Source organism: Arthrobacter stackebrandtii (assembly GCF_017876675.1).
Taxonomy (GTDB): Bacteria; Actinomycetota; Actinomycetes; order Actinomycetales; family Micrococcaceae; genus Specibacter; species Specibacter stackebrandtii.
This window is the reverse complement of record NZ_JAGIOI010000001.1, coordinates 2676694-2697658: the sequence shown is the minus strand read 5'-3', so window position 1 is coordinate 2697658 and position 20965 is coordinate 2676694. Positions and strand designations below refer to the sequence as shown.

Here is a 20965-nt window from a genome sequence, read left to right as displayed (position 1 = left end):
ACATGGGTTGCGTGTTGCGAACAAAAGGGACCCGGCCCCAAGGCCGGATCCCCCTTGTCACTTCACATCAAAAGTTGAAAATTACTTTGCGGTAATTTCGTAGTACAGCGGCACGCCGTTCCAACCGAACTGCACGTTGGTGACGTTCTCGCTCCACACGCCCTGGGCTGCCTGGTACCACAGGGGCACAACCGGCAGGTCCTTCAGGAGGATTTCCTGGGCTTCGTTGAAGAGCTTGTTGCCCTCTTCAACGGTCTTGGCGGAGAGGCCTTCCTTCAACTTGGCATCGAATGCCGGGTTGGAGTAGTCGCCGTCGTTGGAACCTGCACCGGTGCCGTAGAGCGGGCCGAGGAAGTTGTACAGCGACGGGTAGTCGGCCTGCCAGCCGGCGCGTGAGGCACCGGTGAGCTTCTTGGAGTTGATCAGGTCACGCGACTGCTTGAAGGTGGCGATCGGGTTCAGCTCAGCCTTGATGCCCAGGTTGGTGGCAATCTGGTTGGCCATGGCCGTGATGTATTCCTTGTTGCCTGCACCATCAATGTTGGAGGTGATGGTGAAGACCTTGTCGGCCGGCCACGGGTTGATCTTGTTGGCGGCTTCCCAATCGGCCTTGGCCTTGGCAGCGTCGAACTTCAACACCTCGGAGCCGGGCAGGTTGGCGTCGTAGCCGTCAATGACCGGTGAGGTGAAGTCCACGGCGGCCTTCTTGTTGCCGTAGAAGATCTTGTCGATGATCTGCTGGCGGTCGATGGCCTGGGAGATGGCGGCACGTCGCAGCTGGCCCTCTTCGCCCTGGAATTCAGGCAGGTAGGACGGGATGGTCATGGTCGCGTTGCCCGCGTAGGGCTGGTTGACGTAGCGGCCTTCGAAGTCCGTGGTGAAGTTCTGCAGGCTGCTCGGCGGCACCTGGTCCAGGACGTCAAGGTTGTTCGACTGAACGTCCGTGTAGGCTGCATCCGGGCTGGAGTACAGGGTGAACGTCACGCCGCCATTCTTGGCCTTGCGGGGTCCGTTGTACTTGTCGTTGGGGACGAGCTGGACGGAAACGTCGTGCTTCCAGCCGCCTTCAGCCAGCTTGTACGGGCCGTTGCCCACAGGGTTCTCGCCGAATGCCTTGGCATCCTTGTAGGTGGACTCGGGCAGCGGGTAGAAGGCGGTGTAGCCGAGGCGCAGCGGGAAGTCAGACTCCGGCTGGGCAAGCTCAACGGTGAAGGTGGTGTCATCGACAACCTTCAGGCCTTCCATCTTGTCCTCGGTTGAACCCTCGGCGGACACCTTGTCGTAGCCCTTGATGGACTCGAAGAAGTAGGAGTTCAGCTGGGCGTTCTTGGCTGCTGCACCGAAGTTCCAGGCATCCACGAAGTTCTTGGCCGTGATGGCACTGCCATCCGAGAAGGTCTCTCCGGACTTGATCTTGATGGTGTAGTTCTGCGAATCCGAGGTCTCGATGGACTCCGCGAGTTCGTTCTGGATGGCGCCCTTGGCGTCATAGCTAACGAGGCCGCTGAAGATCAGGTCCATTACGCGACCACCACCAACTTCGTTGGTGTTGGCGGGCAGAAGACCGTTCTGCGGCTCTGTGCTGTTGGCGGTGATGACCTTGGTGGTGTCGCCGGCAGCGCTGGATCCCCCGCCATTGCCGGTGTCGCCGCCACAGGCGGTGAGGGCCATGGCAACTACTGCTGCCACACCCAGTGCTTTGGAAGTGCGCGAGAAACGCATTCCGCCTCCTTGATATTTGAATGGACGGAGTCGAACCCTGTGGAAAACGGTGGTTTTTCACTGGAGCCGCGTTCGTCGTTGGACGCGGTGTGCTTCAACTCATACAAAGATAGGCTAGCCGGTTTTGTTACCTGCAAGTAATCGGGGACACATTTTTCATGGATCTTAATAGATCTGCAACTTAATTGCGTCCCGTGACGCCCCGCGACGGGCCCACCACGCCATGTGACGTCCCTCGACGGAGCCACCCGCCCCTGTGACGAATAGTGTTGACAGAACCACGGCGGAGCGGCCAAGATAGGCGCCCGTACCGAGCCCCGGCAACCATGGCGCCCGTTCTCCGGAAACGGCTGGCGGGCCTGCCGCCGCCGTCCCAGTGCAGGAAGCAGCGCCCGGGGCTTCCTTGCCAAGTTTCCCGCTGACACATTCCCAGAAGCCGCACGACACATTTTCGGGCGCAAAAAAGCCCGCCCCGACACAGGTGTCGGGACGGGCTCTCGCGGCGGTTTGCCGGGTGTTGCTATGCCTTGGCGCGGGCGCGGTAGGCCTTGGCGCGGTCGCTGGCGTTCAGGATGACCTTGCGGATGCGGATGGCTTCCGGGGTAACCTCGACGCACTCGTCTTCGCGGGCGAATTCGAGCGACTCTTCCAGGGTCAGGTTGCGCGGGGGCGTCATGTTTTCGAAGGTGTCGGAGGAGGCTGCACGCATGTTGGTGAGCTTCTTTTCCTTCGTGATGTTCACGTCCATGTCGTCGGCGCGGGAGTTCTCGCCGACGATCATGCCTTCGTAGACCTCGGAGGTGGGCTGCACGAAGAAGGTCATGCGCTCCTGGAGGTTGATCATGGCGAAGGGGGTGACGACGCCTGAGCGGTCTGCCACGATCGAGCCGTTGGTGCGGTATTCGATCGGGCCGGCCCAGGGCTCGTAGCCTTCGGAGATGGACGCGGCAATGCCGGCACCGCGGGTGTCGGTCATGAAGCGGGTGCGGAAGCCGATCAAGCCACGGGCGGGAACCACGAATTCCATGCGGCACCAACCGGTGCCGTGGTTGGCCATGTTGGTCATGCGGCCCTTGCGGGCTGCCATCAGCTGGGTCACGCCGCCGAGGTATTCCTCCGGAACATCGATGGTCATGTGCTCCATCGGCTCGTGGACCTTGCCGTCAACCATCTTGGTGACAACCTGCGGCTTGCCAACCGTCAGCTCGAAGCCTTCGCGGCGCATCTGCTCGACGAGGATGGACAGTGCCAATTCGCCACGGCCCTGGACTTCCCAGGCGTCGGGACGCTCCGTGGGGAGCACCTTGAGGGAGACGTTGCCGATCAGTTCCTTGTCGAGGCGGTCCTTGACCTGGCGTGCAGTGACCTTGGCGCCCTTGACGCGGCCGGCCAGCGGTGAGGTGTTGATACCGATGGTCATGGAGATGGCCGGCGGGTCAACCGTGATCAGTGGCAGCGGCTGCGGGTTGTCCAGGTCGGTCAGGGTTTCACCAATGGTGATGTCCTCGATGCCGGCAACGGCAACGATCTCGCCCGGGCCGGCAGATTCTGCAGGCACGCGGGTCAGGGCCTTGGTGGCCAGCAGTTCGGTGATCTTGACGGGCTTGATGGTGCCGTCGTGGCGCGCCCAGGCAACGGTCTGGCCCTTGCGCAGGGTGCCGTTGAAGATGCGCAGCAGGGCAAGGCGACCCAGGAACGGGGAGGCGTCAAGGTTGGTGACGTGCGCCTGCAGGACACCTTCCGGGTTGTAGCGGGGTGCCGGGATGTGCTCGATGATGGTCTTGAACAGCGGCTCAAGGTCTTCGCAGTCGGGGGCTTCGCCGTTGCCGGGCTGGTTCAGCGAGGCGCGGCCGAGCTTGCCGGAGGCGTACACAACGGGAACGTTCAGGACGGCGTCCAGGTCCAGGTCCGGAACTTCGTCGGCCAGGTCGGAGGCCAGGCCCAGCAGCAGGTCCATGGCCTCTGCAACGACCTCGTCGATGCGGGCATCGGGGCGGTCGGTCTTGTTGACCAGGAGGATTACGGGGAGCTTTGCGGCGAGTGCCTTGCGCAGCACAAAGCGGGTCTGCGGCAGCGGACCCTCGGAGGAGTCAACCAGCAGGACGACGCCGTCAACCATGGACAGGCCGCGCTCGACCTCGCCGCCGAAGTCGGCGTGGCCGGGGGTGTCGATGACGTTGATGGTCATGTCCAGGCCGTTGGCTGCAGGGCCGTTGTAGGCAACCGTGGTGTTCTTGGCAAGGATCGTAATGCCCTTTTCGCGCTCAAGGTCACCGGAGTCCATGACACGCTCAGCGACATCGCCGTGTTCGGCAAATGAGTGCGTGTGCTTGAGCATGGCGTCGACCAGGGTGGTCTTGCCATGGTCAACGTGCGCCACAATGGCTACGTTGCGCAGGTCATTGCGCGAGGCAGTGTTGAGAGAAAGATCGCTCATGCGTGAAGACTCGTTTCAGTTGGGCCCGGCTGCAGGCCCGAAAGGGCAAAGCAGAAAGTCACATTGATGGTTGGCCGTGAAGAATCGGCAGATAACACTATTCTAGTCGCACCGACAAATACGGCCTAGTCACTTTATCCCATGCGGATCAATTTTTCTTCCCCTTTGCACGTTCGCATGGCGCCAAGGCGGCCCTCACCTGCGGTTTTTCCCCAAAAAGTACGACGGCGGCAGGCGCCTTACGTGACGAACGTCACCGGCCGCCGTCGTGCTTGGGAACGGGAATACGCTGATGCGGCACTCAGATCCAGCCCTGTGCGTGCGCCACGTGGGCCGCCTCAATCCGGTTGGCGGCGCCGGTCTTGCCGATGGCGCTGGAGAGGTGGTTGCGCACCGTGCCCACGCTGAGAAACAACCCGGCCGCAATTTGGGCCACGGGGGTGCCGGCCCGGGCGCGGCTGAGCACCTGGCGTTCGCGTTCGGTCAGCGGGTTGGCTCCCTGGCCCCGCGAACGGGCGGCAAGTTGCGGGTCCACCACACGGCCTCCGGAGTGGACGCTGCGCACGGCGGCGGCGAGTTCCTCCGACGGGGCGTCCTTGACCAGGAAGCCGCAGGCCCCGGCGTCGAGGGCGGCACGCAGGTATCCGGGCCGGTCAAAGGTGGTCACCATCAGAACCTTGCAGCCGGGAAGTCCCTCCCTCAGCTGCGCGGCAGCCTGCAATCCGTCCATTTCGGGCATCTGGACGTCCAGCAGTGCCACATCCACCTGGTGTTCCATGGCCAGTGCGAGCACCTCCGCCCCGCTGCCGGCCTGAGCCACCACCCTGATGTCCGGTTCCAGGTTCAGCAGGGCTGCGAGCGCGCCCCGGACCAGGGCCTGGTCGTCGGCGAGCAGCACGCGGATTGGCGTCTCCGGTGAGCTCACCATGAGAGCTCCACCCTGGCGCCGCCGTGCCCGGAGACGCCGAAGTCGCACCGGGCCCCGTGCAGCCGGGCCCGTTCGCGCATGCCGCGGATGCCGTTGCCTTCCGGCGCACCGGTGAGGGAGTCGCCGTCGTCCTCAATGCTGAGGCTTGTGGGGCCGAAGGTAATCCAGCAGGTGGTGGCATGGGCGTGGCGCACCACGTTGGTCACGGCTTCCCGGAGGATCCAGGACAGTGCCGTGGCGTGCTCTGGGGCGCAGTCCACGGGCGTTCCGGTGGTGACTGTCCGCACGCCGGCGTCGTCCAGGGCGGACCGGACCGCCGCCAGTTCCTCCTCCGGGGTTGTCCGGCGGGTGCCGCCCACCGTGGCCCGGATGGAGTCCATCGCATCAACCGTCAGGGCGCGGATCTGCTCCAGCTCTGCCCGCGCGGCCTCGATGTCCGTGTCGAGGAGCCGTTGGGCCAGCTGCGCCTTGAGGCCCACGGCGGTCAGCGAGTGGCCCAGGGCGTCGTGGACGTCCCGTGCCATGCGTTCCTGTTCCATCAGCTTCAGGTTCTCCATCTGCAGTTGAGCCTCGGTGGTGCCGCGCCTGATCAGCGTGGTGGTGAGGGCGTTGACGATGGCCAGGACGAACAGGATGCCCAGCAGAAAGGCGAACCCCTGGACCTGCCCGGTGCCGACAGCCACCGCCACTGAGGCCACCAAGGTGGTGGAGGTGGTCCACCACATGGTCCGCCGCGACAGCAGGTATGCCGCATAGCTGATGATGAACGGCGAATAGCCCAGGGTGTTGACGCCCAGCAAGGGAATCCCGGCGGCGCTGACTCCCAACAGGATCCAGAAGCAGCGCTGTGCCGTGGGGGTCCCGTGGAGGCAGGATCCCAGGTCGCTGCGGTCGCGGTAAAACGCGTAGAGATAGGTTGAGCCGAAGGCTGCAATGAGGGCATATCCGAGGATGGAGAGCCCCGGCGGCAGGCCGGAGAGTGCAACGGCCAGAACAGGGAAGACCAGGAACACCACCCAGAACGCGGACAGCAGGAAGCCGTAGTCCGTCCAAAAGCGCCATTCGCCGACTCCCCCGGCAGGGGCTGCCGGGCCGGGTTCGGCCGGGGCCGGGCCTGCACCTGGCAGTGCCCCGCCGTCCGGAGCTGCCTTCGAGTGCAAAGGCGCGTACGCCGGCACGGACCCGTTCACTGGCGTGACCGGGTTCTCCGCATCGCCCAAAGTGCCAGTGCCATAAAGATCAGTGCCCATCCAACAAGGTTAGCCACAAGCCACCAGAATGAATCGGCCGGGGCCCCGGGAGTTGCAACTGCACCTTCCAACAGGGGCCAGCGGGCCAGCCCCACGAAGCCGTACATGGGCGTAAAGCGGGCAATCTCCAGCATGGTGCCGCTCAACGGCAGGAACACGTTGCCGAAGAACGCAAAGAACACGAGCACCCCGCCGGCCACGTTGATGGCCGTCTCTGACTTGAAGCTCATCCCCACTCCCATGCCATAGAGTGCGAACACGGCGGAGCCTGCCACCGCGATGGCATAGCTCAGGACCCACACGGACCAGCTGTCCGCCTGCGCACCCGTGGCGGCGCCCACGATGAAGACCACCCCGGCCGCCGCGGCGGCAATGGTGAGTGCCACGGCCACCTTGGACTGGATGAAGCCGCTCGGCTTCATGGGTGTCAGCGCAATCTGCCTCCCCCAGCCCAGCATGTTTTCCGCGGCGGCCGTCCCGGCGATTCCTGTGGTGGCGACGGCCGCGCCATAGGCGGCCATGGAGACCATGATGTAAAACTTCACGTTGCCGCTGCCGGCCTGTGCCGACCCGCCGCCGAACATGTTCCCAAAGAGCAGGTACATGACGGCGGGCAGGCCCACCGTGAACATCAGGTTGCCGATGTCCCGGCTCTGGCGCGCGAGTTCAATGCGGACATAGGTGGGGTTCATGATGCGGCTCCGGTCAGTTCCATGAATGCGGCGTCCAGTGTGGGTGCGGCAATTTCCAGGTCTGTGGCGCCCAGCGGCCCCAGCAGCAGGCGGGCGGCGGCATCGGAATCGGGCCCGGTCACGTGGACCCGCCGTCCCGACAGCCGCACCGAGGCGACGCGCTCCAGCAGCTCCAGCTCAGCCACTGCGGCTGCGACCGGCCGGCCTTCAGGGAGCGTGGCGCTGACAACCCGGCCGCCTGTCATCTCCCGCAATTTCGCGGTGGGTCCGTCGGCGAGGACCTTGCCTGCACCGATCAGCACCGTCCGTTCGGCAAAGTCCTGGGCCTCCTCCAGGTAGTGCGTCGCGAACAGCACGGTCCGCCCCTCCAGGGCGTCGGCCCGCATGGTGTCCCAGAAAGCGTGCCGCGCCGAAACATCCATGCCTGCAGTCGGCTCGTCGAGGACCAGCAGGCGGGGGTCCGGCAGCAGTGCCAGCGCAAACTTTAGCCGCTGCTGCTCGCCCCCGGAACACTTTGAGACTTTGCGTTTGGCCAGCCCGCTGATGTCGGTGCGCTCCATGACGGCGTCCACGCGGTCCTTGGCCCCGTGGAGTGCGGCGATGGCTGTCACGGTTTCGCGCACCGTCAAGTCCCGCAGGAGCCCGCCGGTCTGGAGAACAGCGGACACCTCCCCCGCCGCAACTGCCTCCCGGGGATCCTTGCCGAATACGCTGACGCGTCCGGACGTGGGCACTGCCAGCCCCAACATCATGTCAATTGAGGTGGTTTTCCCTGCGCCATTGGGCCCCAGAAAGGCCACGATCTCGCCCGCACCCACACGGAGGTCGATCCCCGCCACCGCCTCGAGCGGCCCCTGTGCGGTGCGAAAAGTCTTCCTGACGGCCTCCATGGCGAGCGCAGGCTCGGCCCGGCCCGGGCCGCTTTGGGCCCGCTGCTGTTGAATCGTGGTTTCCATGATTCAAGTCTGCTCGCCTGGCGCCGGCGCCGGAAGTGCAAAATGTCATGGTTGGGGCAGAGCCGGCCCTGCACCGAAAAGTACGACGGCAACAGGTACCTTCGCCGCAAAGGTCACCTGCCGCCGTCGAACTTGGGGAGAGTCAGCCGGGGTGCTTCGCCAGCCAGCGCGCATACAGTTCACTGCGGCTGCGCATGATCCAACGGATCCGGTAGAACCCCAGGAGGAGGACCACAGGGAATGATGCCATCATCAGGAGCAGGGCCACAACGTCTGGTTCCTGACCACGCGGGGCAAGGAAGAAGGCTGCCAGGCACGCTGCAAAGACCAGTCCGAACGCGATCCAGCCGCTGATGACCCGGTTGCCGGACATACGGTCCGCCCGGGCGTTGCCGTCGACTGTCTTGGGCTCCTTGCCGGTGAACCGCAGCCCGGCTGTTGCCAGCCAGCCGAGGGCGGTTGCACCGAGTCCCACAAGTGCCATGGTGAGCCCGTTTCCGGGGGGCTCCCCCAAGGCTGCGGAACTGAGCGCCCACGTTGCGCCGGCCACGGTGATGCACAGCCCGCCAAGGAGCGCCGCAACCAGGACGACCCTGCGTTGCGCATAGCCGAGCGCGAGCCGGTCGAAATCACCCGGCCCGCCTCCGGGGTGGACCGGGTGGCTCAATTCTGTCCGCTGAGGGCCGCCGTGACTGCCGCGCTGGGACTGCCCTCAAGTTCGCGCACGGTCAGCTGGCCGTCGTCGGCCAGGGGCAGTGCCGCGAGGAGGGTCGGCTTGCCCTGCTCCACCTTGAGGTTGGCGACGACGGGCTCGGCATCCAGGACCCACTTTTGGGAGACCACCAGGCCGCCGCCAACCTTCTCGGCGTCCGCCACGGTGCCGTCAACCACCTGGCCGACAAATTCGAGCAGCTCGGCGTCTTCGCGCAGGGGCACGCAGATGTACTCGCTCAGCGGCTGGAGCAGAAGGGCTGCCTTGGCACCCACGGATTCCACCACATAGGTGGGCAGCGCCGACTGGTCCTGCCCCACCCGGGCAACCTGGTACCAGGTGTGTCCGCTGGCGAGGATCCGGGCGATGATCTCGGCATCACCCTGCAGCGCAATCTCTTCCCCGTCACGGCGGACGGACCCGCGGACGTTCAGGGTGCTGATGCCTGCGCGCACCAGGTCGCTGTCATCCGGGAGGTCGGCCAGGTTCAGGACCTTGCGGCTGAGGTCAATCTCGTTGCCGGAGTTGAAGGAGAGCAGCGCCAGGATTTCGTGGCTGGTGATGCGGTAGGCGCTGGCGGGGAGTTCTGGAGTGGTCATGGGTTCCTCAAGGTTCTTGGGGTGTTGTGCTGTGCGATTCATGGGGACGGCGTGCCGATGCTGCGGGCCGCGGTTACTTGATGCCAACCAGGCCTCCCAGCCAGCCTATTCCGTCCGCGATGCGCTTGGTCACGGGAATGTCGCCGGAGATCATGGAGGCCGCACCCCACAGGAGTCCAACTGCTCCAATGGCAATGCCCACCGGTGCGCCGACGCCCGTGGCTGTGGCTGCAATGGCGGCGGCGGACAGCGCCGTGGAAATGGCGCCGTCTGCAACCCGGAATCCGTCTCCGTATGCAATCCCTGATGCCATGTCGGCCACGCCCAGGCCGACGCCCACCACGCTGAGGGCATTTCCGCCCATGTCCATCACGTTGCTGAACTTGGATGCCTGTCCTGCAACGTCCGCCCCCATGCCAAGGACGTCATCCGCGGCGCCGGCCGCAGTTGAATACTCATCCGCAAAGGAGAAACCATCGGCCACGAACTTCGATTGGTTCACAGCATTCTGGGCTTCTGATCCGCCGCCGAAGCCCAGGACGTCGTCCATGAGCCATTCGATCCCGCCGGGCGCGGGTACATACTCGGGATCGGTGAAGGCATTGTCCAGGGATTCGCCAGTCGGCGAATCTCCCGGGTTGCTGATTTGGGGGCCTCCGCCGGAATCGGTGCCAGGACCGCCTGAGCCGTCCCCACCGCCGCCGTCGTCCGGGTTGCTGATCTGCGGTCCCCCGCCGCCGGGGCCGGCGGGCGCGCCTCCCCCGCCGGTGTCGGAACTGGCACGTTCCTGTTCTTCAGCCTGGGCAATGAGCCTGCGGGACACCCGGTCCAGCTCGTCGCCGGCTGCGCGGAGCGTGGGCCGCATGTAGGAGGACCACCGGTTCCGGAAGCTGTCGGCGTCGTGGCCCACCCACCGCAGGCGAGAGACAACTTCCTGCAGGTTTGTGGCCGTGCCGGACAGGTCCTCGCCGGACAGGCTCATCGTCATGGCCAGGTCACGCAGCTGTTCCGGATCGGCCCCAAGCATTCCGTTGTTCACACAAAGATTCCTATTCACTCAGCGGCCCGGTCCCTGCCGGCCGGCTACACCGATGCATAGCCCAGTCAGGCCCGTGGCTGTTTAGCCTTAAGCTACGGGGAATTCACAGGCCCGGCCATGGGGACAACTCCCCGGCAGTCCGGCCCCTGCGGCTATCCCGCGTATTGCCACTGCGACACGCTGTGCCACGGTCCCAGTTCCAGGGGCGAGGGAGCCACACCTGAAACATGCTTTCCGGTGGCGCTCAGGACGGAACGCTGGAACAGCGGCAGGCCGTACCCAGCCTCAAACACCAGCTTGTCCAGCTGCATTTTCAGCGCGTTCTGCTTGGCGGTGTCGGGGTTGACGGCCAGCTCGTCTGTCAGCTGGTCGACCACGGGGTTGGAAAAGTTGTTGAGGTTGGAGACCGCCCCGGTCCGGTAGATCTGCGGCACCTGGCTGGAGCCGGAGGCCTGGGCCGTCCAGCCGTACAGGGCAACATCGAACGCCCCGTCGTGCAGCGCCGAAAGCCATTGGGTGGCGTCGCGTCCGGCATCGGTGACACTGAAGCCGGCTTCAGTGGCCGCGGCGGCGATGAGGGAGTATTCGGCGACCCGGTCGGCGTCGTCCTTGTTGTAGAGAATGCGCACGGTGGGGCGGGCGCCGTCGAGCAGCTTCTTTGCCTTGTCCATGCTGGTCTTGCCGGGTGCGGCGTCCGCGGCACCGTCTGCCGGGAACTGGTTGCTGCCGTTGCTGCCTGCGGATTCCTTGTAAGGGACCTGGGCGGGCCGGAACATGAAGGAATTGAGCACCTGGGCGTTGGGGTCCAGCGGCACGGCCACCTCCTCGGCGATCTTCTGCCGGGGCACTGTGTAGAGGAACGCAGTGCGCAGGTCCTGCTCGGCAAGGACGCCCTGGAAGTTCAGCACGAGCTGGTCAAAGGCCAGGCCCAGGCTTTCCTGGACCTGTACGCCGCTGGATGAGAGCTCCGACAGCGCCGTGAGCCTGTCCGCGGAGGGCGTGGGCGAGATGATGTCCGCGGTCTGGTCCTTCAGCGCCGCCACCTGCTTGTCCGGGTCTGCCTCATAGTGGACCGTCAGCGTGTCCAGCTTGGGTGCCGGGCCCCAGGCGAAGTCCATGTTGCGGGTCAACACCAGTTCCTTCCCGGCGGTGATGCCCTTGACCAGGTACGGGCCGTTGGACAGCGCCAGCGAGGGGTCGGGCATGGTGTTGGTGTCGAAGCCGGTGTTCCAAAAATTGGCGACCTTGCGCAGCGTGGGGTTCGGCGGGGCCGGTTTGGCCGGGTCCCCCTTGGGCAGTTCCTCGAACAGGGCGCTGAGGGCGGGGGCATCCGGCAGGCCGGCTCGGGCGGCCACGATATGGGCGGGGATGGTGACGGTGGAGCCCAGCGCGGTTTCCCAGTCGGAGAACGGCGTGGTGTAGGTCAGGGTGAGTGTCTTGCGGTCGTTGCTGATGACCGGCAGTTCGGTTTTGGCCAGTCCGGCGGTGTCGCCCGCAACGTGGAAATAGGCGGTGCCGCTCGTGACGGCAAACTTTTCATCCAGGGTCGCATCGTTGAAATAGCCGGACATGGCCGCCCACTGCAGGAGCAGGTCATCGGCGGTGACCGGTGCGCCGTCGGACCACAGGACGCCGTCGTTGACCGTGTACTTGATGGTCAGCGGATCGTCCTTGACCTTTTCATACCGGCCAAAGTCCTCATTTTTGACGATCTTCAATTCGTCATCCACCGTGTTGAACCCCGTGTGCGTGGCCCAGGCGATGCGCGTGTTGGTCAGCGATTTCCCCGTGACGCTGGCATCGTTGAAGGAGGTGAACGGCGCCGATTCCAACACCGTGACGTTGCCGCCGGACGCTGTTGCGGAAGCCGTTGCGCTCTTGTCCGGTCCCGGGGGCGTCCCCGTGCAGGCCGCCAGGGCCAGTGCTGCTGCCACGGCCGTGGCCACTACTTTGGAAATGCGACCGCGGCGCATTCCACCTCCAGGTTCTCAAGCGTCAATGGGTATCGGAACGTCGACGGCGTCCTGCACGTCCCGGCTGTCCCGGCAAAAAAGTCTGTTGTCCACAGTACCGCAGCGCACCCCTGCCCAACTGAAAAAGTCCCTGTCCTTACGGATGAATGTGGCTGGTGCCTCACCTGTTCCGCGGCCCATGGGGACTTTCCTTATCCCATGCACGACGGCGGCTCCCGCCGTTGCGCCGTTGCGCCGTTGGCCGGCAGTTCTGCAGGCCATGGCATGCAGCCCCGCCGCTTTCCTGTGTTCCTTCAGTAGCCGGTGGTCCCGTCGATGCATTCGCGCAGCAGGTCGGCATGCCCCAGATGGCGGGCGTACTCCTCGATCATGTGCGTGTACACCCAGCGCAAGTTGATTTCCTGCCCGTGCCGGAGCCCGGCCAGCGGCGCATCCAGGTCCAACACGCCGGCGGCGTGGGCGCGAACCCGGTCAAGCTCTTCCGTGTAGGCCTGCACATCGGCAAGGGCAGTGGCCTCGCTGGATTCGGTGAAATCAGCATCGGGGTCCCCTGACCGGTAGCGGGCAGGTTCCTGCGTCCCCGCAACTACATTGGAAAACCAGTAGCGTTCCACGTCGGTCAGGTGTCGGACGATCCCGGCCAGGGTCAGGGTGGACGGCGGGACGGCGGCACGGCACAACTGTTCGGCGTCCAGCCCGCCCACCTTCCACGGCAGTGTCTGGCGGTAGAACTCCAGCCACGTTTCCAGGGAGTCCCGGTCCCCGCCCATGAACGGCGGCCCCGTCCGGTCATCGGCGACTTCGGGGGTGGATGCTTCATTCTTGTCCATGGCGCAACTCTTCCACATGCTTGGCTCGGCGGCACCTGACACGGCAATTTTCCCTCCCAGCCTCTGGCCACGAGATGGTCCGGGGGGCAGAATGGCCCAATGGCCATGAGAATTGAAAACGTCTCCGTAGATTCCCTTACGCCCGCGGAAACCGCCGAATTTTGGGCCCAGGCCCTGGGTTGGCAGGTGGTCGAGGACGACGACGATGACGAGGTGGCACTGCAGCCGCCTGCCGGCAGCCCCGAATTCGGGGTCCTGCCGGACCTCCTGTTCCTGCGGGTTCCCGAAGAAAAGGCCGTGAAGAACAGGCTCCACCTTGACCTGCGACCCGAGGACCAGGACGCCGAGGTGGCACGGCTTGAAGCCCTTGGCGCCACCCGCGTGGACATCGGCCAGGGCGACGGCGTGACCTGGGTGGTCATGGCCGATCCTGAAGGCAACGAATTCTGCGTGCTCCGGACGCTGCAGGCCTAGGAATTCCGCGGCGCGGCCCCGGCAGGGTTGGCGGATACCGCCAAAATCCATCGGAGCACATTTCTGGATGGCGCGCTGCCTTGGCAGTCGTGGACGGACACCGCGGCGCCGTCGAGCCCCGTCCGGCGGGCGTGGCAGGCCTCGGCACCAAAACAGCCGCCAAGGGATTGGGGCTCATCCCCTCGATTGGTTGAGAGCCTTGACATGCCCAGCGGCTGGGTCCCACGGCGGAACCGGCCACTTGTCAGCGGGGCCTGATTCCCGTCAACACCAGGTCGAGCACGCCATCGGCAAAGGCATCGTCCAAGTCGCCAGTTCGCAGCAGCCATCGGTGAAAAACCGGCCCGAACAGCAACTCGGCCACCATCCCCGGATCCACGGAACCGTCCACCTGGCCGTCACGGATGCCTGCCGCAATGCGTGCCTGCGTCGCATCGAGCTGCGGCCGGAGCAGCCTGCGCACCAGTTCACCGGCGACTGCCAGGTCCGTCTGTATCTCTGCGGTGATCGCGCGCTGCAGTCGGTCGTTGTCCGGATCGACCATTGCGGCGACGGACTCGCGGAGCACCAGGCGCAGGTCCGCCTCAACGTCTCCGGTGTTGGGCAGTTCAACGGAGCCGTCCTCCTGGGAGTTGGCGTCAAGGACCGCATCAAAAAGTATGGCCGCCTTTGATCTCCACCAGCGATAGATCGTCTGTTTTCCGACGCCGGCGGCGCTCGCAATGCCCTCGATGGTCAACCGCTGGTACCCCACCTCTGCGACCAGCTCGCGTGTGGCGGCAAGAATTGCCTTGTGGGCTCGACCGCTGCGCCGGGACACGTCGGGGCCCGGCGGCGTGACAGGCCGGGGTCCCGGTTCCATGGAGTTCAGGTGATTCATGGTGCCAGCTTACAAGACAGCGAGACGAGACGCTCCGTCTTGTGGAGCCTTCCATTCCGCAGTAAGATCACGAAACGAACCGTATTTATTGGAGGGAATCCGAGCATGACCCATACATCACGCCCCTCCCGCACCTGGCTCATCACCGGCGCCGGCCGCGGGCTCGGCAGGGCATTTGCGCAGGCCGCCCTGGAGCATGGAGATCGCGTCGTGGGAACGGTCCGCCGGGCAGGAGCGATGGCGAAGCTGCAGCGTGCATACCCCAACTCAGTTCGGGAGATCCTGCTCGATGTCCGGGATGCCGGCGCGGTCGCCTCGGCGGTCGACGATGCGGCACGGGCCTTCGACGGACTCGACATTGTGGTCAACAACGCTGGCGCCGGTTTCGTCGGGGCTCTCGAAGAGGTCAGCGAGCAACAGGCACGCGACCATCTCGACCTGAACTTGTTTGGTGCCATGTGGGTTTCCCAAGCCGCAATCCCCCACCTGCGGGCCCGGGGCGGAGGCGACATCGTCCAGGTTTCGACAGTCGGCGCCATCGGCTCGATGCCGGCGTTCGGGCTGTACAACGCAGGCAAGTGGGCACTCGAAGGTTTCAGTGAAGCCCTGTCTGCCGAGGTCGCACAGTTCGGCATCCGCGTGACCATCGCCCAACTTGGCGGATTCGCAACAGACTGGGCGGGATCGAGCATGCAGTTTGCGGCCCCGAAGGCAGAGTACGACGAGCTCCGCACAGCAGTGTTCGGCACCCCGGCGATCCCTTGGCCCGCCACCGATCCCGAAGCTGCATCAACCGATGCTGATCCGCGAGAGGCGGCAGACGCGCTGATCGCGCACCTGGCAGATCCCAGCCACCCCCTGAGGGTGCTGATCGGCGGCGATGCCCCGGAGCATGCTGCCATGGCGTACGCGGCACGACGGGATTCCTATGGCCGGGGAACGGACTTCAACTGGCCTGGCTGAGCGGCTGCGGAATGGCCCCGTGACCGGCCGCCTTAGTCTTGCCGGGCCCCAGCCAGCGCGGCACCGCCGAGCAGTAATCGGTGTAGCTCCTGCCGAATCTTTCCTGCAGGGCACGTTCCTCCCGCGGGATCTGGAACCTGTCCATGGTTGCGACGAAGGCGGCCACCGGCAGCCACGCCTGCCACGACCCCCGCCACGCGGCGTGCGCGGCCAGCAGCCCCGCCATCCCCAGGTACATGGGGTTGCGCGTGAAGCGGTTGGCACCGGCGGTGACAAGGGTGCTGGACTGTTGCGGCGCCGTCGGATCCACCGTGGTGCCTTCTCCCCGGAAGGCTGCCAGCGTGCCCATCAGGAGCGCGCCGGACCCTGCGGCCAGCAGCGCCGCCCCGGCCCGGCGCTGCGGCACCGCCGTGGCAGTCTCCGGGGCGAGCCGCTGCAGCAGTGCCGCGGCTAGAACTGCTGTTGGCGGCAGCGGAATTTCATCGTGGCCAAGCATGGTTCCTCCAGGGGTTTCCTGTTGCGAGCATACCCCTCCGGGGCTGTGGATAACTTTGAGCGGGAATTCCGGTTCGCTGGAAAAATGGGTTCATGAAAATCAGGTACTTTGCGCGGCCGCTGCCGGCGCTGATGGTGGGAAACGCCTTGGTGAATCCGGGGGCGCTGCTGGATGACGGAAAATTGTGGGAGTCTTGGGTTCCTTCCGGCGGCTGCCCCACAGCGCTGGTCCTTGACGAGGCCTGGCGTGACCTGCAGATGCTGCTGGGAGAGAACGGCCAGGACCCGCCACGCCCCGCCTTTGAGCTGGTGCGTGGCGCTGCAACATATGCCAATGGGGAGATTTGCCCGTACAACCGGGTGCTGGACCCGCTGCAGGTGTGCGCCATCGCCGGCGACCTGGCCGGAACGGACCTGCATGAGCTGTACCAGCACTGCCTGCCCCTGCACTCCCCCGACTGGGCCACCATCATGGACGGCCGGCGCGGCTACGTTGAGCACTACCTGGGTGCCGCGGCAGCTTTCAGCAACTCCGTAGCCTCGGAGGGCATGGGCATGGTCTATTCAATCCGCTGAGCAGGGGGACCTGCCTCCCGGCGCGGCGCCGCATTCGTTGGAGCAGCCCTCTAGCAAAGGCACCCCTCAGAGAACCGACTCCCCCAGTGGCCCGGGATTGCAGGCAACTTCCCACCTGAAGCCGTCGGGATCCGCAAAGTACCCTGAGTACCCGCCCCATTCACGCTTGACTGGCTCCGAAGTGACCGTGGCACCTGCTTGTTTGGCTTCAGCAATCACCCGCTCAACCTCCGGCTCGGTCCCAACATTGTGCGCCAGCGTGAAAGGCATCGCTCCGGCTGCCCTGCCGATCGGGCCAAGCTCAGCTTCGGCCTTGTCCTCCTGCCACAGGGACAAGATGAGCTTGTCTGCGACACGCACCATGACAACGTCGCCTTCCTCCTCGAACTCGACCGGCCAGCCGAGGCCGTCAATATAGAACTGCCTGCTGGCGCGAAGGTCGCGGACAACTAGGGTGACGAAACTCAGGCGAGGATCCATGGCGCAATCATCCCTCCTCCCCGGCTGCCATTCAAGGGGCCGGCGGCCTGTCCCCCGCCACTGGACAGGCCGCTGAGCAATCAGGACCGCTCGATGGGAAACCAGAGTTCGCATGTCGCCGTGCTGAAATCCGGTGCGCGGTCAATCACGGAGACTATCGACGGTCCCGGGCGCAGGCGCCATGGGTTGGACGGGAACCATTCAGTGGCACTCGCCGCGTAGGCCTGCTGCAGCGCTGCCGGGTGGGCGCCCGAGGTGCGGAAAACCACCCAGGCTCCGGGCCCGACGTCGATCGTGTCCAAGTCACCGGGCACCTCGGTGCCGGCCGCAACCGCCACGCCGTGCAGGTATGTCAGTTCGCTGCCCTCCGCGGCGTCGGGGTCGACGCCGTCGCTGACCTGCAACAGCCCGTGCGGCTCGGTGGAGCTGAGCTGCTTGAGCCGGGCATGTTCCGCAACGGGCAGGGACTCGATGTGCGCCTGGATGTGCGGGTTGATTCCTTCATGAACGAGCGGCACGCGGGCGGCGTGGCCGATCAGGCGGAAGTCGGGTCGTTCAATAATTCGGGCATCCATGGGGGTGCTCCCTTCGACGGTCAGGCGGAACCTGATTTGTGGTTGGCTGCGAAGGGGGCCGCCATGGCGGCGGACGTCGCCGTGGCTGGTGCCGTGCACGGAGCGGAACGCCCGGCCAAAGGCCTCGACCGAACCGTAGCCGTAGCGCACGGCGACCGTGAGCAGGTCCTCGCCGCCGACGACGTCGGCCGCGGCCACCGTCATGCGGCGCCGCCGGACGTACTCGGAGACCGGCATGCCGGCCAGTGATGAGAACATGCGGCGGGCGTGGTAGCCCGTGGTCCCCAGCGCTGCGGCGAGTCGGTCGACGTCGAGCTCGTCGCCGAGGTTTTTCTCGACGGCGTCCACGAGGCGGTTCAGCATGTCAATCATGGTGGCTCCCTTCACCATCCACTCTGGCCCACAGCACAGGGGTTCCGCCCGACTTTTCCGGTTCGATTCGCTCGGGTGCCGGCGGGAGCATCATTCTGCGGCACGATCCCGTTCCATGGACTCGCCCGGCTGGTCCAACTCGTTCATCGGCGACGCGGCACCAGGCTTCACTCCGGTCGAATTGAAGGCCGTCCCCTCGCCACGGCTTGCACCCGAGAACTCGCTGATCTCCGCCTCGATCTTCTTGTTGTACGGAAGGAACAGCAATGCCACGAGGCCCAGGACGCCAAAGAGGATTGGCACCCCTGCGGTTGCAATCCGGATGCCCCACTGTGCCGCTGCAGACTGGACCTCGGAGCTCTGCTCGTATCCATAAGCCGCGATGATCCACATGAAGATGGTGGTCTGGGTGCCGGTGACCGGCGCCGACATCAGGGCGCGCAGGGAAGCAAACGAACCAGTTTTACGTGTGCCAGTGAGCCGCTCGTTGTCATCGATGAGGGCCCCCTCCAGTGCGACGCCCGCCGTCGACATCATGTACCGCCCGCTCATGATGAACATGTAGGCGATGAGCACCTGCCACCACTGCGTCACGAAGAACAGTGCGCAGAGCCCGCCAAGGTACGGCACGAAGGCGAGGTAAATGGCGGTGCGGCTGCCCAGCCTCTTGATCGCCCGTGCCAGCAGTGGAAGCAGCACCAGGACCACCACCATGGAGCCGGTATCCGCGATGGTCGCCTCCGTTCCGCTGCTTCGGATGACGTGGTCCATGAGATAGAGAAAGGCCGTGAAGTACATGCCCATGGGGGCCAATGCGGTGGTTCCAAAGGCGAACCAGGCCCAGAATGCCCGCATCGACATGATGGATTTCGCGTCCTTCTTCAGCTGTGTCCAGGTGACAGACTCCTCGCCGGCGTCTCCACGTTCATACAACTCGGGAGGGTCCTTGAGCTTGATCGCGGGAATCACGTAGAGCGCGGCGTTGAGGAGCACCACCCCCATGAGCAAGGTCGCCATGGTGGTGTGCTCCGTGATCGCGTCGCCCACCAGCAGTTGGGTTGCGAGGATGGTCGCAAATGCTGAGGAGATGTTCCCGACCCAGGTTTTGACTACCTCGACGTCGATCCGGTCTTCGCGGGTGGGGGCGGCCAAAAACCCGTAACTGATGGCGGAAATCAGGTAGAACGTGGATGCGACGTCGAAGAGGAAGAGCTGCAGGAGGAAGACGGTAAAAATCACCCATTCCGGCCAGGACGGGCTGCTCCATGCCATGGCTGCCAAGCCGACCAGCATGAACGGAATGGTGCGCCGCATGACCAGCAGGAACTTGCCGCGCCCAGGGCGGTACTTCATCTTGTCGAGCATGAACCCGAAGACCGGGTCGTTCAGGATGTTCCAGAGGTTGAAGATCAGGTACACCCAGCCCACGTACTCGGGCGAGAGCCCAATGACGTCCGTATAGAACTTGATGTAGACGTTGTGGATGATGACGTTCGACATCCACGTCGCCGGCACAGGCGTCGCCAGGAGCAGCTTGTGTTTGAACGACAGCGCCATGGCCGGGCTTACCGGGCCGGGCTTAACTCAAAGTACCCGGGTCCTGGGTCCACCGAAATCCAGGGGCCGTCCTGCCTCACGTCAATCTCAATCCCGTCACGCAGAACGGAGACAGAATGGGTTTCAGCGCCCCCGGGGACGAAGAACACAGATGGCTGCCCGCCTTCCTGCCCCTCCCAAGCAGCGTGCAGCGCACTGCCCTCGACCCGCCAACTCCGTGCGGTCCCGGCGAAGGCTATGGGGCGGGGCCTGGTCAGCGTCGCAGCAGCCTCCGACCCGGCGAAGCCCGGCTCCCACACCCAGTAAGTCCAGGACCAGCTGTATGAGTCAAAAAGGTCCATGAGGAACTCGCCATGGGCCCGCACGCCCTCACCGAGGCTCAGGGCACCCCACTCCCCCACGATGACCGGGACCTGAAGCCTGTCCTGGGTCTCCTTGTGCCGGGAGAAGATGACTCCTGCCCGGATATTGGAGGACAGGGCGATGGCGGGGGTGTCGACCGTCAGGTCATAGCCGTGTGGCGAGTACACCCAGGCAGGATCGGCCAACGCCGGCTGCCCGGACGGCACCCCCATGTTGGCGAAGTAGGAGTGTTCGCGGGCCAACAGGGTCTGGCCATCGACAGCGCGGACCGCGGCGGCCACGCGCTCCATCATGGGCGCCACTGCTTCATTTTCAAAGGCTTGAACCAGCGGGAAGATCGCATCGCCAACCTGCCGGTAGACTTCCTCGTCCTCGAGCCGGGCCAGCTGGGCCAATTTGGCCTCCGGTTCGTCGAAGTCGGCAAAGACCTGGTGCGGGTCCTGGCCCGTGACCGCCGCGAACGTGCCGATCAGCGCCTCAAAGATGCCCGGGGCCGAGGATCCGGGGGCCGGCTCGTTGAGAATGTCGAAACCAACGACGGCCGGATGCCCGCCGATCCCTGCGGCGACGTGTGCCCACATGGCCGCAAAGCGATCCTGCAGACCAACACCGCCAGGGCCGGGCGCATTGGCCCAGAAGGCGTCAAGGGCCTCATGCAACGCGGGACTGGTCAAGTACGCATCACTCCACAGCTCTGTGGCATCAAATTGCTGGCTGCCAAGGGTGGCCCAACGGGGCGCCCCATCCCCGAAACCCTGTGAGTAGAGATCTTGATGCGAGTCCAGGAGCGCCGCCATTCCTGCGTCGTGGATGAGGTCCAGCTGCTCCACGATCCAGTCGAGGTAGTCCTGGTCGTAGTTGCCCGGCGCAGGCTCCACGGCGGCCCACATGACTCCCAGCCTGACCAGGGTGAATCCTCGCGCGGCAAGATCCTCGAGGTCATGTTTGGTCCAGGCTCCCTTGAACCCCCGCTCAATGAACGAGCCGTGAGGTTCGTGGTTTCCCTTGGCTACCAAGTTGATGCCGTGAAAAACCCGTTCCCGGCCGTGCTCATCCCGCAACCGGGTTCCATCAGTGATGATCTGCATGGCA

Annotated in this window: 20 protein-coding genes; 3 read left to right on the top strand and 17 right to left on the bottom strand. The window is 65.0% G+C overall.

Features of this window, described 5'->3' with window-relative positions; genetic code table 11:
• Positions 1-81 precede the first annotated feature (81 nt).
• The 11 genes from JOF48_RS11675 to JOF48_RS11625 all read right to left on the bottom strand — a co-directional run bounded on the left by JOF48_RS11675 (position 82) and on the right by JOF48_RS11625 (position 13138).
• Positions 82-1722, bottom strand: coding sequence for a peptide ABC transporter substrate-binding protein (locus tag JOF48_RS11675; protein ID WP_209680896.1), 1641 nt, complete (start codon positions 1720-1722; stop codon positions 82-84).
• Positions 1723-2242: 520 nt separating this feature from the next.
• Positions 2243-4159 carry a translational GTPase TypA gene (gene typA, locus JOF48_RS11670; RefSeq protein WP_209680894.1) on the bottom strand — a complete coding sequence of 639 codons (1917 nt, stop codon included), beginning with the start codon at positions 4157-4159 and terminating at the stop codon, positions 2243-2245.
• 301 nt (positions 4160-4460) lie between these two features.
• A complete protein-coding gene (locus JOF48_RS11665) occupies positions 4461-5087 on the bottom strand; it encodes a response regulator transcription factor (protein ID WP_209680892.1) in 627 nt (208 codons plus the stop codon).
• Positions 5081-6337, bottom strand: coding sequence for a sensor histidine kinase (locus tag JOF48_RS11660; protein WP_209680890.1), 1257 nt, complete (start codon positions 6335-6337; stop codon positions 5081-5083). Before JOF48_RS11660 ends, JOF48_RS11665 begins: the two co-directional genes overlap by 7 nt.
• Complete coding sequence (locus JOF48_RS11655; protein ID WP_209680889.1) at positions 6274-7029, bottom strand: ABC transporter permease; 756 nt, start codon at positions 7027-7029, stop codon at positions 6274-6276. Before JOF48_RS11655 ends, JOF48_RS11660 begins: the two co-directional genes overlap by 64 nt.
• Positions 7026-7985: an ABC transporter ATP-binding protein gene (locus JOF48_RS11650; protein ID WP_209680887.1), complete on the bottom strand. Its 960-nt coding sequence runs from the start codon at positions 7983-7985 to the stop codon at positions 7026-7028. Before JOF48_RS11650 ends, JOF48_RS11655 begins: the two co-directional genes overlap by 4 nt.
• Before the next feature lie 142 nt (positions 7986-8127).
• The gene (locus tag JOF48_RS11645; RefSeq protein WP_209680885.1) at positions 8128-8652 is read right to left on the bottom strand and encodes a hypothetical protein; all 525 of its coding nucleotides are present in this window, start codon (positions 8650-8652) and stop codon (positions 8128-8130) included.
• Positions 8649-9296, bottom strand: coding sequence for a hypothetical protein (locus tag JOF48_RS11640; RefSeq protein ID WP_209680883.1), 648 nt, complete (start codon positions 9294-9296; stop codon positions 8649-8651). The genes JOF48_RS11645 and JOF48_RS11640 overlap by 4 nt, the downstream gene beginning before the upstream one ends.
• A 73-nt stretch (positions 9297-9369) precedes the next feature.
• Entirely contained in the window at positions 9370-10335 is a 966-nt protein-coding gene (locus JOF48_RS11635; RefSeq protein ID WP_209680882.1) for a WXG100 family type VII secretion target, read from the bottom strand.
• Positions 10336-10487: 152 nt separating this feature from the next.
• Complete coding sequence (locus JOF48_RS11630; protein ID WP_209680881.1) at positions 10488-12269, bottom strand: ABC transporter family substrate-binding protein; 1782 nt, start codon at positions 12267-12269, stop codon at positions 10488-10490.
• Between the two features lie 332 nt (positions 12270-12601).
• The gene (locus tag JOF48_RS11625) at positions 12602-13138 is read right to left on the bottom strand and encodes a DinB family protein (protein ID WP_209680880.1); all 537 of its coding nucleotides are present in this window, start codon (positions 13136-13138) and stop codon (positions 12602-12604) included.
• 99 nt (positions 13139-13237) lie between these two features.
• Between JOF48_RS11625 and JOF48_RS11620 the strand changes: the two genes are divergently transcribed.
• The gene (locus JOF48_RS11620; RefSeq protein WP_209680879.1) at positions 13238-13612 is read left to right on the top strand and encodes a VOC family protein; all 375 of its coding nucleotides are present in this window, start codon (positions 13238-13240) and stop codon (positions 13610-13612) included.
• 244 nt (positions 13613-13856) lie between these two features.
• On the opposite strand, the gene JOF48_RS11615 is transcribed toward JOF48_RS11620, so the two are convergent.
• Positions 13857-14492 (bottom strand): TetR/AcrR family transcriptional regulator, encoded by a 636-nt coding sequence (locus JOF48_RS11615; RefSeq protein WP_245346501.1) that lies wholly within the window; start codon positions 14490-14492, stop codon positions 13857-13859.
• A gap of 105 nt (positions 14493-14597) precedes the next feature.
• Here JOF48_RS11615 and JOF48_RS11610 point away from each other — a divergent pair, with 105 nt between their 5' ends.
• The gene (locus JOF48_RS11610; RefSeq protein WP_209680878.1) at positions 14598-15455 is read left to right on the top strand and encodes an SDR family NAD(P)-dependent oxidoreductase; all 858 of its coding nucleotides are present in this window, start codon (positions 14598-14600) and stop codon (positions 15453-15455) included.
• Here the strand turns inward: JOF48_RS11610 and JOF48_RS11605 are convergent.
• On the bottom strand, positions 15439-15951 hold the full coding sequence (locus JOF48_RS11605; protein ID WP_209680877.1) for a methyltransferase family protein: 513 nt from the start codon (positions 15949-15951) through the stop codon (positions 15439-15441). The two genes, JOF48_RS11610 and JOF48_RS11605, sit on opposite strands and share 17 nt — an antisense overlap.
• Positions 15952-16043: 92 nt before the next feature.
• On the opposite strand from JOF48_RS11605, the gene JOF48_RS11600 reads away from it, so the two are divergent.
• Positions 16044-16526 carry a hypothetical protein gene (locus JOF48_RS11600; protein ID WP_209680876.1) on the top strand — a complete coding sequence of 161 codons (483 nt, stop codon included), beginning with the start codon at positions 16044-16046 and terminating at the stop codon, positions 16524-16526.
• Between the two features lie 66 nt (positions 16527-16592).
• Here JOF48_RS11600 and JOF48_RS11595 read toward each other — a convergent pair whose 3' ends face one another.
• The 4 genes from JOF48_RS11595 to JOF48_RS11580 all read right to left on the bottom strand — a co-directional run bounded on the left by JOF48_RS11595 (position 16593) and on the right by JOF48_RS11580 (position 20961).
• Positions 16593-17006, bottom strand: a complete 414-nt coding sequence (locus JOF48_RS11595) for a VOC family protein (RefSeq protein WP_209680874.1) — start codon at positions 17004-17006, stop codon at positions 16593-16595.
• A gap of 80 nt (positions 17007-17086) precedes the next feature.
• On the bottom strand, positions 17087-17953 hold the full coding sequence (locus tag JOF48_RS11590; RefSeq protein ID WP_209680872.1) for an AraC family transcriptional regulator: 867 nt from the start codon (positions 17951-17953) through the stop codon (positions 17087-17089).
• Positions 17954-18043: 90 nt separating this feature from the next.
• Positions 18044-19510, bottom strand: a complete 1467-nt coding sequence (locus tag JOF48_RS11585) for an MFS transporter (RefSeq protein ID WP_209680870.1) — start codon at positions 19508-19510, stop codon at positions 18044-18046.
• Positions 19511-19518: 8 nt separating this feature from the next.
• Positions 19519-20961, bottom strand: a complete 1443-nt coding sequence (locus JOF48_RS11580) for a glycoside hydrolase family 5 protein (RefSeq protein WP_209680868.1) — start codon at positions 20959-20961, stop codon at positions 19519-19521.
• Between the last annotated feature and the right edge of the window lie 4 nt (positions 20962-20965).

Bases quoted from the DNA above. Each gene is read 5' to 3' on its own strand.
- JOF48_RS11675 (WP_209680896.1), bottom strand. From the start codon at position 1,722: ATGCGTTTCTCGCGCACTTCCAAAGCACTGGGTGTGGCAGCAGTAGTT.
- typA (WP_209680894.1), bottom strand. From the start codon at position 4,159: ATGAGCGATCTTTCTCTCAACACTGCCTCGCGCAATGACCTGCGCAAC.
- JOF48_RS11665 (WP_209680892.1), bottom strand. From the start codon at position 5,087: ATGGTGAGCTCACCGGAGACGCCAATCCGCGTGCTGCTCGCCGACGAC.
- JOF48_RS11660 (WP_209680890.1), bottom strand. From the start codon at position 6,337: ATGGGCACTGATCTTTATGGCACTGGCACTTTGGGCGATGCGGAGAAC.
- JOF48_RS11655 (WP_209680889.1), bottom strand. From the start codon at position 7,029: ATGAACCCCACCTATGTCCGCATTGAACTCGCGCGCCAGAGCCGGGAC.
- JOF48_RS11650 (WP_209680887.1), bottom strand. From the start codon at position 7,985: ATGGAAACCACGATTCAACAGCAGCGGGCCCAAAGCGGCCCGGGCCGG.
- JOF48_RS11640 (WP_209680883.1), bottom strand. From the start codon at position 9,296: ATGACCACTCCAGAACTCCCCGCCAGCGCCTACCGCATCACCAGCCAC.
- JOF48_RS11625 (WP_209680880.1), bottom strand. From the start codon at position 13,138: ATGGACAAGAATGAAGCATCCACCCCCGAAGTCGCCGATGACCGGACG.
- JOF48_RS11620 (WP_209680879.1), top strand. From the start codon at position 13,238: ATGGCCATGAGAATTGAAAACGTCTCCGTAGATTCCCTTACGCCCGCG.
- JOF48_RS11615 (WP_245346501.1), bottom strand. From the start codon at position 14,492: ATGAATCACCTGAACTCCATGGAACCGGGACCCCGGCCTGTCACGCCG.
- JOF48_RS11610 (WP_209680878.1), top strand. From the start codon at position 14,598: ATGACCCATACATCACGCCCCTCCCGCACCTGGCTCATCACCGGCGCC.
- JOF48_RS11605 (WP_209680877.1), bottom strand. From the start codon at position 15,951: ATGCTTGGCCACGATGAAATTCCGCTGCCGCCAACAGCAGTTCTAGCC.
- JOF48_RS11600 (WP_209680876.1), top strand. From the start codon at position 16,044: ATGAAAATCAGGTACTTTGCGCGGCCGCTGCCGGCGCTGATGGTGGGA.
- JOF48_RS11595 (WP_209680874.1), bottom strand. From the start codon at position 17,006: ATGGATCCTCGCCTGAGTTTCGTCACCCTAGTTGTCCGCGACCTTCGC.
- JOF48_RS11590 (WP_209680872.1), bottom strand. From the start codon at position 17,953: ATGATTGACATGCTGAACCGCCTCGTGGACGCCGTCGAGAAAAACCTC.
- JOF48_RS11585 (WP_209680870.1), bottom strand. From the start codon at position 19,510: ATGGCGCTGTCGTTCAAACACAAGCTGCTCCTGGCGACGCCTGTGCCG.
- JOF48_RS11580 (WP_209680868.1), bottom strand. From the start codon at position 20,961: ATGCAGATCATCACTGATGGAACCCGGTTGCGGGATGAGCACGGCCGG.